This window comes from Microbacterium sp. NPDC055455 (assembly GCF_053619935.1).
The window spans coordinates 605,210-617,049 of sequence record NZ_JBSHLB010000002.1 but is presented as its reverse complement, the minus strand read 5'-3'; the positions used below and the strand labels follow the sequence as shown (position 1 = coordinate 617,049).

The window sequence follows — 11,840 nt, the reverse complement described above, 5'->3', positions numbered from 1 at the left end:
GTCACCCCCCCCTGCCCCCCGCGGGGCCCCGCCGTGGGGGCATGGGGGGTGGGTTCCCCCCCCCTCTGGCGGGGGCCGGGCGGGTGGGGGTTGGTTTCATGGGGGGGGCCCGCCCCCGGGGGGGGGGGGCCGGACCCGGTGGCCGTCACGGCCGTGGCGCGAGGGAGGCCTCGCGGAAGTAGAGGCGCTCTCGGAGCGCCGCGTCCTCCTGCCGCCGGTACGCCTCGGCGTGTCGGCGGCGATCGTCGGTGAGCCGCGGTGTGCGGGTGCTCCACAGCAGGAGACGCACGCCCGCGTGCAGGGCGAGACGGTCCAGGAGCGAGACGCGGGTGTCGCGGCTCGGGAGCCGCAGCGTATCGGGGCGGCCCGAGGGGCGCTGCGGCGCGATGAGGGTGTTCATGATGGTTCTCTTTCCGATCTGGAAGGGATGCCTCCGGCGGGCGCCGGAGGCGGAGATGCCGTGCCGCAGCACGACGGGACGATGCAGGGGGAGCGCGCTCAGCACCGCGGGGCGGATGCGGCGCAGCAGACGGGTGTCGCCCGGAAGCGGGCAGACTCGTCCCCTGCGGGGATCAGATGGCGGCGGGGAAGCGGCCGCTCAGCACGGCGCCGAAGGAGAGGGTCCCCGACGCGCGCAGACGAATCGCACCGCCGAATCCGGCGGTGATTCCTGTGGTGTTCATGTGCATCATCGGTGACCTCCTTTCTCGACTTCAGACGCGGTGAGTGACGTTACAGGGTGCGGGAGACCCTCGTCAAGCGTTTTCGCAGATTCGGTGATCCCATGGCGTGTCGCCGCATCCGCCCGGCGCTCCGCTCGCCTGCCGGGCTCACGCGGCCGGCTCGGGTAGCGTAGGCGGGTAATCGAGGCGGGGTGGAGGGCGATCCATGCACCTGAAGAGCGTGACGCTCAAAGGGTTCAAGTCGTTCGCCCAGCCGACGACCTTCGCCCTCGAGCCGGGCGTCACCTGCATCGTGGGACCGAACGGATCCGGCAAGTCGAACGTCGTCGACGCCCTCGCCTGGGTCATGGGCGAGCAGGGGGCGAAGACCCTCCGCGGCGGCAAGATGGAGGACGTCATCTTCGCCGGCACCGCGACCCGTGGGCCGCTGGGCCGCGCCGAGGTGCAGCTCACGATCGACAACAGCGACGGGGCGCTGCCGATCGACTACTCCGAGGTGACGATCAGCCGCACGCTGTTCCGCAACGGCACGAGCGAGTACGCGATCAACGGCGAGTCCTGCCGGCTCCTGGACGTCCAGGAGCTGCTGAGCGACTCCGGGCTCGGCCGCGAGATGCACGTGATCGTCGGCCAGGGCCGGCTCGACAGCGTCCTGCAGGCCACGCCCGAGGACCGCCGCGGATTCATCGAGGAGGCGGCGGGCATCCTCAAGCACCGCCGGCGCAAGGAGAAGACCCTGCGCAAGCTCGACGCGATGGAGGCCAACCTCACGAGACTGAGCGACCTGGCCGGTGAGCTGCGGCGCCAGCTCAAGCCGCTGGGCCGCCAGGCGGAGATCGCCCGCGAGGCCGCGACGATCGCTGCGGTGGTGCGGGACGCCAAGGCGCGGCTGTTCGCAGACGAGATCGCGGGCCTGCGGGACGAGCTGGCCTCGCACGCCCGGAGCGAGCAGGAGCGTCATGGGGAGCGCATGGTGCTGCAGGAGCGCCTCGACAACGCCCGGGTGCGCATCGAGCAGCTCGAGAACGATCAGCGCTCGGAGAGCGTCGACCGCGCCCGCCACGTCGCGCACGGCCTCGAGCGCGTCCAGGAGCGGCTGCGGAGCCTGTACGCCCTGGCCGGCCAGCGGCTCGCCCTGCTGGGTGACGCCGAGGACGAGGAGCGCATCGAGCTGACGACCGTGTCCCAGGCGATGATCGACGAGGCGCGCGCCGAGATCGACGACGTGTCCGACGGGCTGGGAGCGGCGCAGGATGCCGCCGCCGAGGCGGCACGCGAGGTCGTGCGCGCCCGCGCCGAGCTGGACGCGCTCGACGCCGACATCGCGGAGCAGAGCGCCCTCGTGTCGGAGCACGACATGCGCATCACGGCGCTCCGCGGCACCGCCGAGGCCGCGGCATCCGCTCTCGCGGCAGTCCGCGGCGCCGTCGAGCGTCAGCAGCGGGCGCTCGATGCGGCACTGACACGCCGCGCGGAGGCCGAGGAGATCCTCGACGGCGTCGACCCCGATCTCGTGCCGGAATCCTCGTCCGCCGACCAGGCCGCCGCCTACGAGCGCGCGCAGCGGGAGGCGGCCGACGCGGAGGCGGCGGTCGCGGCCCTCCGCGACCGTCTGCACGCCGCCGAACGCGAGCGAGACGCCCTGACGGCTCAGACCATGGCGCTCAGCCGCGCCCTCGACGTCAAGAACGGCGCGTCCGCGCTGATCGCCCAGGGGCGCGAAGGCGTCCGTGGGCTCGTCGGAGACGCGGTGCAGGTCAAGCCGGGGTTCGAGGCGGCCATCGCGGCCGTCTTGGGTCCCGTCGCGGAGGGCGTGCTCGTCGACGACCGCGACAGCGCGTTCGCCGTCGCGGACGACGCGCGCGACTCCGAGGCCGGGATGGTCGACATCGTGATCGCCTCGGCCGGGACGACGCGTCCGGCGTTCCCGCCGCAGGACGGCGTGGTGCCGGCGCGCGAGGTGGTCACGGCGCCCGACGGCGTGCTCGGGCTGCTCGCGTACGTCGTGGTCGCCGACGACCTTCCGACCGCGCGTGCGGCCGGTCCGGCGCTGGCCGCCGCAGAGCTCGGCGGGCCGATCACGCTCGTCACCCGTCGTGGCGAGGTGTACACCGAGCACTCGCTGCGCGCGGGCGCGGGCGCGTCTCGATCGCGCCTGGAGCTTGCTGCTGAGCGGGATGCCGCAGCCGACCGCCGCGACGAGATCGCCGTCGTCGCCGACTCGCTGCGGGAGGCGCTGGCGGACGCGACGCGCGAGCTGGAGTCGGCGCGGCAGCGCACCAAGACGGCGCTGGCGACGCTGCGCGAGCACGATGCTGCCCTCGCCGCCCACGCCGAGCAGGTCAACCGGGCCACGGTGCGTCATGAAGCCGCCGTCGCCGAATGCGAGCGCCTGGCCGCCGGACTCGCGCAGGCTGCAGCAGCCGTAGACGAGGCCGAGGGCGCCGCGCGCTCGGCGGAGGAGCAGCTCACCGCGGCACTGGAGGCCCCGCGCCCGATCCTCGACGCCTCGGCGCGCGAGGGCATGCTCGCGGCGCTCGAAGAGGCGCGGGACGGCGAGATGCGCGCGCGGCTCGACGTCGAGACGCTGCGGGAGCGCATCCGGGCCGGCGAGGCGCGCGTGATCGCGCTCGAGCGTCAGCGCGAGCGGGAGCGCGAGGCGGCGGCCGAGGCCGCACGCCGCGCGGTCGTCCGCCGCGCGCAGCGCGAGATCGCCGCAGGCGTGGCGGGGCAGCTTCCGGCCGTCATCGACTCGGTCGACCGGTCGCTCGCGCAGGCGCGCGCGGAGCTCTCCGCGGCCGAAGCCGAACGCACCGCCGTCACGACGGAGCTCGCGACGCTGCGCGGCCAGGAGGCGTCGGTGCGCGAGCGCCTCGCGGGGCTCACCGAGAGCGTGCACAGCCTGGAGCTGCAGATCCACGAGAAGAGGCTGCACGTCACCGGCATCCTCGAGCGGGTGCAGTCCGAGCTCGGCCTCGACGAGGACATTCTGATTTCGGAATATGGCCCGGATCAGCCGGTTCCGCTGGATCCCGTGGCGGATGCGACCGAGACGCTGCGCGACGACGACGGTGCGGCATCCACCCCGTTCGACCGTGCGCAGCAGCGACGACGCCTGCAGGACGCGGAGCGGAAGCTCAGCCAGCTGGGCCGGGTGAACCCGCTGGCGCTGGAGGAGTTCGAGGCGCTCGAGCAGCGCCACAAGTTCATGACCGAGCAGCTGGCCGACCTGACGCAGACGCGCAAGGACCTGCTGACGATCATCGAGGAGCTCGACGAGCGGATGCAGGCCATCTTCCTCGCCGCGTTCGAAGACACGAGGACCGCGTTCGGCGAGGTGTTCCCCATCCTGTTCCCCGGTGGCACGGGATCGATCAGCCTCACCGACCCCGACTCGCCGCTCACCACCGGCATCGAGGTCGCGGTGAGGCCAGTGGGCAAGAAGATCGAACGCCTCTCGCTGCTGTCGGGCGGCGAGAGGTCGCTCGCCGCCGTCGCGCTGCTGACGGCGATCTTCAAGGCGCGCCCGAGTCCGTTCTACATCCTCGACGAGGTTGAGGCGGCGCTCGACGACGCGAATCTGGGTCGCCTCCTGGGCGTCTTCGAGCAGCTGCGGGAGTCCAGCCAGCTCATCGTGATCACGCATCAGAAGCGCACGATGGAGATCGCCGACGCCCTCTACGGGGTGTCGATGCGGCAGGACGGCGTGTCCGCCGTGGTGGGGCAGCGCATCGCCGAGCGCGTCGCGTCCTGACCCTAGGCTGGGGGTATGGCAGAGAGCTCCTGGTCGCTCGGTCGCGCGCTGCGCGGCATGTTCGTCAAGCCCACCATCGACGACAGCACGTGGGAAGACCTCGAGACGGCGCTGCTGACCGCGGACTTCGGCCCCGACATCACCGAGCGGATCGTGGATGAGCTGCGCGAGAAGGTCGAGCGCTATCGCACGACCGACCCGCGGGACCTGCAGCGGATGCTGAAGGAGACGCTCGAGGAGCACTTCGCGAAGTTCGACACGACGCTCCGGCTCACGGAGCGCCCGGCCGTCGTGCTGGTGGTCGGGGTCAACGGCGTGGGCAAGACGACGACGATCGGCAAGTTCGCGAAGTTCCTGCAGCGCTACGGCCGCTCGGTGGTCGTCGGCGCCGCCGACACCTTCCGCGCTGCCGCCGTCGACCAGCTCGCGACGTGGGCCGAGCGCGGCGGGGCTGCGATCGTCCGGCCGCAGCAGGAGGGTCAGGATCCGGCATCCGTCGCCTTCCAGACCATCGCGTACGCGAAGCAGACCGGCACCGAGATCGTGCTGGTCGACACCGCGGGTCGGCTTCACACCAAGGGCGGGCTGATGGACGAGCTCGGCAAGATCCGCCGCGTCGTCGAGAAGCAGGCGCCGATCAGCGAGGTCCTGCTCGTGCTCGATGCGACCACCGGCCAGAACGGCGTCATGCAGGCGCAGGCGTTCCTCGAGCACGCCGGCGTGACCGGGCTGGTGATCACGAAGCTCGACGGCTCCGCGAAGGGCGGATTCGTCCTCGCCGTCCAGGAGCGCACCGGGATCCCGGTCAAGCTCCTCGGCCAGGGCGAGGGCATCGGCGACCTCACCGGCTTCACGCCGCACGTGTTCGCGGCCTCGCTCGTGGACTGATCCGGGGCCCTGAGCCCGGCCGCGCGACGCGGGTGCGGCGGCCGATTCCGCGCCATGCCGGGTTCGGGGTATCGCCTGGGCGCGGGTTGCGGTTTCATGGGGACATGGCGATCGAGCACGACTATTTCGGACTCCTCGAATCCGGGCCGGACGGATCGATCTTCTGGTCCGAGAACGTCGAGCTCGGCGACCAGTCCGTGACCGTCGATCTGACCGCGCCCGATCAGGACGACGTCTCCGAGGCGGCCCTCGACGTCGCGGCGGCGCTGATCTCCGCGCTCGAGGACATCGACCGCAGCGCCCGCAACGCGATGGTCAACGAGCTCAGCGATCGCACCAGCGAGGTGACCGAGTACATCCTGCAGCAGCAGGAGACGCTGGGGGAGTCGCTGGAGGACACCCTCGTCGACATCTCCGGCGATGTCCACATCGACGTCATCCGCTCGCTGCAGCTGATGAGCATGACGATCCTCGCGGACGAGCACGGCGGAGCCGACCCGTTCGCCGTCCTCGAGTACGCGCTGGACCCGGATGCCACCGACGACGTGCTGCTGGTCAACCTCGGCTCCGACGGCGCGGTGCTGTCGGTGACGAGCGCCGACTGACCCCGCCCAGAGGCGGGTCACACCGCCTGGGCGAATCCCCGCTCGACGTGGACGTCCTCGGCGATGTGCGCGAGGTGCGCGGGGATCGGGCGGCCCTTCGACAGCATCGACTGCGCCCACAGCCGCCCCGCCCGGTACGAGGAGCGCACGAGGGGGCCGGCGAGCACCCCGAGGAAGCCGATGCGCTCGGCCTGCTCCTTGAACTCCACGAACTCCTGGGGCTTCACCCATCGGGCGACCGGCAGGTGGCGGGGCGACGGCCTGAGGTACTGCGTGATCGTGATGATGTCGGTGCCCGCGGCGTGCAGATCCTCGAGGGCCTGAACCACCTCGTCGGGCTCCTCGCCCATCCCGAGGATCAGGTTGGACTTGGTGATGAGCCCCGCATCCCGGGCCCGCGTCAGCACGTCGAGCGAGCGCTCGTACCGGAACGCAGGGCGGATGCGCTTGAAGATGCGCGGGACCGTCTCGACGTTGTGCGCGAACACCTCCGGGCGACTGTCGAACACCTCGGCGAGCAGCGCGGGATCGCCGTTGAAGTCCGTCGCGAGGATCTCGACTCCCGTGTTCGGGTTCATCTCGTGGATCTGCCGGACGGTCTCGGCGTGGAGCCACGCGCCGCCGTCGGGCAGGTCGTCGCGCGCGACGCCGGTGACGGTGGCGTACCGCAGGTTCATGCGCACGACGCTCTCGGCGACGCGGCGCGGCTCGTCGGTGTCGTAGTCGGCGGGCTTGCCGGTGTCGATCTGGCAGAAGTCGCACCGGCGCGTGCACTGCGAGCCGCCGATGAGGAACGTCGCCTCGCGGTCCTCCCAGCACTCGTAGATGTTGGGGCAGCCGGCCTCCTGGCACACGGTGTGCAGCTCCTCGGTCTTCACGAGGGAGTGCAGCGCCTGGTACTCGGGGCCCATCTTCGCGCGGGTCTTGATCCACTCCGGCTTGCGCTCGATCGGCGTCTGCGCATTGCGGACCTCGAGGCGCAGCAGCTTGCGCCCCTCGGGGGCGGACGGCGCGGATGCCGCACCCGGGACGGCCGCGGTCGCCCCGTGGGAGCCGCCGCACGCGCTCATGCCGGCACCCCCGCGAAATCCGCGGCGAACACGCGGCTCACCGTGTCGATGACGTCGGCCGGGCCGATGTCGGCGCCGGCGATCTCGCTGAGGGTCGTGACCCCGGCATCCGTGATCCCGCACGGGATGATCCCGCGGAAGCCCGCCAGCGTGTTGTCGCAGTTGAGCGCGAAGCCGTGCATCGTCACGCCGCGCTGCACGCGGACGCCGATGGCCGCGACCTTGTCCTCACCGAGCGGGCGGCGCACCCACACGCCGCTGCGCCCCTCGACCCGGTAGCCCTCGACGTCGAACTCGCGGAGCACGTCGATCAGCAGCTGCTCGAGGCGCCGCACATGCGCGACCACGTCGACCGGCTCGGCGAGCCGGACGATCGGGTAGCCGACGAGCTGGCCGGGCCCGTGCCAGGTGATCTTGCCGCCGCGGTCGACGTCGACGACCGGCGTGCCGTCGGCCGGGCGCTCATGGCGTGCGGTGCGGGCACCGGCGGTGTACACCGGCTCGTGCTCGAGGAGCAGCAGCGTGTCGGGACGCACCTGCGCCACGACGTCGGCGTGGACGCTGCGCTGCAGTGCCCAGCCCTCCAGGTACGGCACGTAGTCGGGGGAGAGGCCGACCGTCCTGATGTCGAGCATCGTGCTCCTTCGCGCTGAGTCTGCAGTCATTCATGGATCGCGTCCAACAATATATCGCGGCGCGCGGGATGGAGCCCGCCGTAGGGTGGCTTCATGTCCAGCGAGCACCGGGCGGGCCGGCCGAAGGCGTCGTCGCGCGAGACGATCGCCGAGGCGGCCTGCGAACTGTTCCTCGAGCAGGGATACGAGCAGACCTCGATCGTCGACATCTCCCGGCGGGCGGGCGTCAGCCGCTCCAGCTTCTTCAACTACTTCTCCTCGAAGTCCGACGTGCTGTGGGCAGGCCTGGACGAGAGGCTCGCGGAGTTCGAGCGGCGCATCGCGACGGACGGGAGCACGGATGCCGCGGCCGCCGTGCGCGCAGCGACGCTCGCCATCGCCGACGGCTTCGCGCCCGACAGCCTGGCGCTCGGCATCGTCAACGCCGCGGCGATGGGCCTCGAGGTCGAGTACGAGCGCGACGCCGCGCTCCGACGAGCCCGCGTCGCACGCGCGGTGTCGGCCCGCTTCGCCCACAGCGGCGCCGATCGGGTGCGTGCCGAGGTCGCCGGCGCGGCATGGGGCGGCGCGGTGATCGCCGCGATCGAGGCCTGGGCGCACGACGGCGCCGGTCGCACGTCGCTGGCGCGGTTCCTCGCCCGGGCGAGCGACGCGGCAGGGTCGACCTCGTGGACGGATCCGGTGGGCGAGGTCGCGCAGTTGCGGGTGGTCGTGCAGGCCGCCGCCTTCGAGCAGACCCTCGCGTTCTATCGCGACGTCGTGGGGATGCCGCAGGCCGAGGCGTACGAGGCCGACGGAGGTGCGCGCGTGGCGATCCTCGCGGCGGGGCGCGCCACTCTCGAGATCGCCAATCCTGCGCAGGTCGAGTTCATCGACCGCGTCGAGACCGACGGCGACGCCCCGAGCGACCGCATCCGTCTGGCCCTGGAGGTCGCCGACACCGACGCCGCCGTCGCCCGGCTCGACGAGGGCGGCGCCGTGATCGAGGCATCCGCCCGCGTCACGCCGTGGCGATCCCGCAACGCGCGCCTGCGCGGGCCGGCGGGACTGCAGCTCACCCTCTTCCAGGAGCTCGGGCCCGAGAACTGAGTCGCCGCCCGGGCCCGGCAGGGGGCGAGCGCGAGGCGATGGCATCCGTCGCCGTTAGAATCGGGGGATCATGGCGACTTTCGGCACTCTCTCCGACCGGCTCACCGAGACCTTCCGCAACCTCCGCACCAAGGGCAAGCTCACGCCCGCGGACGTCGACGGCACGGTCCGCGAGATCCGTCGCGCGCTCCTCGACGCCGACGTGGCGCTTCCCGTCGTCAAGGACTTCACCGCCAAGGTGCGCGAGCGCGCCCTCGGCGACGAGGTCAACCGGGCGCTCAACCCGGCGCAGCAGGTCGTGCAGATCGTCAACGAGGAGCTCGTCGCCATCCTCGGCGGCGAGCAGCGGCGGCTGCAGTTCGCCAAGAACCCGCCGACGGTGATCATGCTCGCCGGCCTCCAGGGCTCCGGCAAGACGACGTTCGCCGGCAAGCTCGCGCGTCAGCTCGAGAAGGACGGGCACACCCCGCTCCTCATCGCCGCCGACCTCCAGCGCCCGAACGCCGTCAACCAGCTGCAGGTCGTCGCGGAGCGTGCCGGCGCCGCCATCTACGCACCGGAGCCCGGCAACGGCGTCGGCGACCCGGTGAAGGTCGCGCGCGACGGCGTGGAGGTCGCGCGCCGTCAGCAGCACGACGTCGTCATCATCGACACCGCCGGTCGCCTCGGCGTCGACGCCGAGCTCATGAAGCAGGCCGCCGACATCCGCAAGGCCACCGATCCCGACGAGGTGCTGTTCGTCATCGACGCGATGATCGGTCAGGACGCCGTCAACACGGCCAAGGCCTTCCAGGAGGGCGTCGACTTCACCGGCGTCGTCCTGTCCAAGCTCGACGGCGACGCGCGCGGTGGCGCTGCGTTGTCGGTGGCCTCCGTCACCGGCCGCCCGATCATCTTCGCGTCCACCGGCGAGGGTCTCGAGGACCTCGAGGCCTTCCACCCCGACCGCATGGCGTCGCGCATCCTCGACCTCGGCGACATCCTCACCCTCATCGAGCAGGCCCAGCAGGCCTTCGACGAGGAGGAGGCGCTCAAGGTCGCCGAGAAGCTTGCGACCGAGCAGTTCACGCTCGAGGACTTCCTCGAGCAGATGCAGCAGATGCGCAAGATGGGCTCGATGAAGAAGATGCTCGGGATGCTTCCGGGCATGGGCTCGATGAAGCAGCAGCTCGAGGACTTCGACGAGCGCGAGATCGACCGCACCGAGGCGATCATCCGCTCGATGACGCCGGCCGAGCGGCGCAACACCAAGCTCCTCAACGGCTCCCGCCGCCTGCGCATCGCGCGGGGCTCGGGCATGACGGTCACCGACGTCAATCAGCTCGTGCAGCGCTTCGAGCAGGCGGCCAAGATGATGAAGACGGTCGCGCGCGGCGGCGTGCCCAACATCCCGGGTATGGGCCCGGTTCCGGGGGCGGGTCGTCCCGGCGCCTCGTCCAAGCGCGGCAAGCAGCAGAAGGCGAAGGGCTCGCGGTCGGGCAACCCGGCCAAGCGCGCCGCCGAGAACGCGGGCATCGCCGCACAGGCCTCCGAGGCGCCGACGGGGTCGGGCTTCGGCCTGGGCGCGGGCGCCAAGGGCGTGCCGAGCGAGGCCGAGCTGGCCGAGCTGCAGAAGATGCTCGGACGCGGCTGACGACGGCGGGATCAGGCGCGGTCGGCGCGCATCGGCCGTGTCAGTGGCCGAGCGTGGCCAGATGCTCGCGCAGCGTCGGGCCGGAGCGGAACTCGCCGACGAGGTGGCGCACGACCTCGCGCAGATCGCCGTCCGCGGCATCGGCGACCGCGAGCTGCCGCGCGTAGCTCGCGCCCTGCGTGAGGATCGTGTCGATGCCCGCGAGCTCGCGCGCGCACTTCAGATCGACCGCGATGTCGCGGACCTGCTCGAGGGTCTCGCGCAGGTGGTCGACGACCGGGCGCTGCGTGCCCGCGCGATCGACGATCACCCGGGCGTCCAGGCCGTAGCGGGCGGCGCGCCACTTGTTCTCGCGGACGAACCAGGGCTGGATGGTCTCGAGTTCGAGCCCCTCGTCCAGCCGGCGGGAGAGATGCTCGACGAGCACCTGCACGAGGGCGGCGACCGCCGCGAGCTCGGGCAGCGTCGACATCCCGTCGCACGCGCGCACCTCGATCGTTCCCCAGCGCGGTGCCGGGCGGATGTCCCAGCGCACCTCGGTGGCGTCCTCCATCACGCCCGTGCCCACCATGTCGTCGAGGTAGCCCTCGAACTCACGCCAGTCCTGCAGGGGCCACGGGAGCCCCGCGGTCGGCAGCTGCTGGAAGACCAGCGCCCGGTTCGAGGCGTAGCCCGTGCGCTCGCCCGCCCAGTACGGGCTCGACGCCGAGAGCGCCTGCAGGTGCGGCAGGTACACGGCCAGCGCGTTGATGATGGGGAACACCTTGTTGACGTCCTCGACGCCGACATGGATGTGGATGCCCCAGATCATCATGTTGCGTCCCCACCACTGGGTGCGCTCGATGAGCTTGTGGTACCGCGTCTTGTCGGTGACCGCCTGGTGGTACCACTGCGCGAACGGATGACTGCCGGCGCACAGCAGGTCGATGCCGTGCGGATCGGTGAACGTGCGCACCGCCGCGATCGCGTCGCCGATGTCGTCGACGGCGGCCGCGACCGTGTCGCCGATGCCGCTGGTGAGCTCGATGGTGTTCGTGAGCAGCTCGCCGGTGACGGTGTAGCGCTCCAGCGCGGAGTCGTCTTCGAGCGCGTCGAGCACGTCCGGAGCGCGGGGGATGAGGTCTCCGGTCGCGGTGTCGGCGAGCATCAGCTCCCATTCGAGGCCCACCGAGGAACGGGCTGATGTCGCGAAGGGCACCGTCATGCGCACAGTCTGGCACGGTGTTCCGCCGGTCCCGTCCGCTTGACGGCACGGTGCGTCACGTGGTGGGCGGGGTGTTCGCGGGGGCTCCTGCGGTCTGGTGGGCGGGGTGTTCGCGGGGGCTCCTGCGGTCTGGCGGGCGGGGTGTTCGCGGGGGCTCCTGCGGTCTGGCAGAATAGAGGGCTGGATCACCCGCTCGACCCTCTATCCAGCGCGGAGATCCTCCCTTCAGAGCTTCCGCCGGGTGTGCACCCCACGCTCCAGGCGATCGGTTCGATCACT

General features: G+C 71.7%; 9 protein-coding genes. 5 read left to right on the top strand and 4 right to left on the bottom strand.

Annotation, left to right across the window (positions count from 1 at the left end; genetic code table 11):
- Positions 1 to 145 precede the first annotated feature (145 nt).
- Positions 146 to 400, bottom strand: coding sequence for a hypothetical protein (locus tag ACWGUG_RS09310; protein WP_452324494.1), 255 nt, complete (start codon positions 398 to 400; stop codon positions 146 to 148).
- Positions 401 to 888: 488 nt separating this feature from the next.
- Here ACWGUG_RS09310 and smc point away from each other — a divergent pair, with 488 nt between their 5' ends.
- The 3 genes from smc to ACWGUG_RS09295 all read left to right on the top strand — a co-directional run bounded on the left by smc (position 889) and on the right by ACWGUG_RS09295 (position 5,930).
- Positions 889 to 4,437 carry a chromosome segregation protein SMC gene (smc, locus tag ACWGUG_RS09305; RefSeq protein WP_452324493.1) on the top strand — a complete coding sequence of 1,183 codons (3,549 nt, stop codon included), beginning with the start codon at positions 889 to 891 and terminating at the stop codon, positions 4,435 to 4,437.
- A 15-nt stretch (positions 4,438 to 4,452) separates the two neighbouring features.
- Complete coding sequence (gene ftsY / locus ACWGUG_RS09300) at positions 4,453 to 5,325, top strand: signal recognition particle-docking protein FtsY (RefSeq protein ID WP_336396923.1); 873 nt, start codon at positions 4,453 to 4,455, stop codon at positions 5,323 to 5,325.
- Between the two features lie 104 nt (positions 5,326 to 5,429).
- Complete coding sequence (locus tag ACWGUG_RS09295; protein ID WP_336396924.1) at positions 5,430 to 5,930, top strand: DUF2004 domain-containing protein; 501 nt, start codon at positions 5,430 to 5,432, stop codon at positions 5,928 to 5,930.
- A 17-nt stretch (positions 5,931 to 5,947) separates the two neighbouring features.
- On the opposite strand, the gene lipA is transcribed toward ACWGUG_RS09295, so the two are convergent.
- Both lipA and lipB read right to left on the bottom strand, forming a co-directional pair.
- Positions 5,948 to 7,000: a lipoyl synthase gene (gene lipA, locus ACWGUG_RS09290; protein WP_452324492.1), complete on the bottom strand. Its 1,053-nt coding sequence runs from the start codon at positions 6,998 to 7,000 to the stop codon at positions 5,948 to 5,950.
- Positions 6,997 to 7,635, bottom strand: coding sequence for a lipoyl(octanoyl) transferase LipB (lipB, locus tag ACWGUG_RS09285; protein ID WP_378881264.1), 639 nt, complete (start codon positions 7,633 to 7,635; stop codon positions 6,997 to 6,999). Before lipB ends, lipA begins: the two co-directional genes overlap by 4 nt.
- A 93-nt stretch (positions 7,636 to 7,728) precedes the next feature.
- Between lipB and ACWGUG_RS09280 the strand changes: the two genes are divergently transcribed.
- Together ACWGUG_RS09280 and ffh are read left to right on the top strand one after the other, a co-directional pair.
- Entirely contained in the window at positions 7,729 to 8,724 is a 996-nt protein-coding gene (locus ACWGUG_RS09280) for a TetR family transcriptional regulator (protein ID WP_452324491.1), read from the top strand.
- A gap of 70 nt (positions 8,725 to 8,794) precedes the next feature.
- Positions 8,795 to 10,357, top strand: coding sequence for a signal recognition particle protein (gene ffh, locus ACWGUG_RS09275; protein WP_452324490.1), 1,563 nt, complete (start codon positions 8,795 to 8,797; stop codon positions 10,355 to 10,357).
- A gap of 40 nt (positions 10,358 to 10,397) precedes the next feature.
- Here ffh and ACWGUG_RS09270 read toward each other — a convergent pair whose 3' ends face one another.
- Positions 10,398 to 11,561, bottom strand: a complete 1,164-nt coding sequence (locus ACWGUG_RS09270; protein ID WP_336396928.1) for a glutamate--cysteine ligase — start codon at positions 11,559 to 11,561, stop codon at positions 10,398 to 10,400.
- Between the last annotated feature and the right edge of the window lie 279 nt (positions 11,562 to 11,840).

What these genes read in the sequence shown, in the direction of transcription:
- ACWGUG_RS09310 (WP_452324494.1), bottom strand. Translation starts at nt 400, where the DNA reads ATGAACACCCTCATCGCGCCGCAGCGCCCCTCGGGCCGCCCCGATACG.
- smc (WP_452324493.1), top strand. Translation starts at nt 889, where the DNA reads ATGCACCTGAAGAGCGTGACGCTCAAAGGGTTCAAGTCGTTCGCCCAG.
- ftsY (WP_336396923.1), top strand. Translation starts at nt 4,453, where the DNA reads ATGGCAGAGAGCTCCTGGTCGCTCGGTCGCGCGCTGCGCGGCATGTTC.
- ACWGUG_RS09295 (WP_336396924.1), top strand. Translation starts at nt 5,430, where the DNA reads ATGGCGATCGAGCACGACTATTTCGGACTCCTCGAATCCGGGCCGGAC.
- lipA (WP_452324492.1), bottom strand. Translation starts at nt 7,000, where the DNA reads ATGAGCGCGTGCGGCGGCTCCCACGGGGCGACCGCGGCCGTCCCGGGT.
- lipB (WP_378881264.1), bottom strand. Translation starts at nt 7,635, where the DNA reads ATGCTCGACATCAGGACGGTCGGCCTCTCCCCCGACTACGTGCCGTAC.
- ACWGUG_RS09280 (WP_452324491.1), top strand. Translation starts at nt 7,729, where the DNA reads ATGTCCAGCGAGCACCGGGCGGGCCGGCCGAAGGCGTCGTCGCGCGAG.
- ffh (WP_452324490.1), top strand. Translation starts at nt 8,795, where the DNA reads ATGGCGACTTTCGGCACTCTCTCCGACCGGCTCACCGAGACCTTCCGC.
- ACWGUG_RS09270 (WP_336396928.1), bottom strand. Translation starts at nt 11,561, where the DNA reads ATGACGGTGCCCTTCGCGACATCAGCCCGTTCCTCGGTGGGCCTCGAA.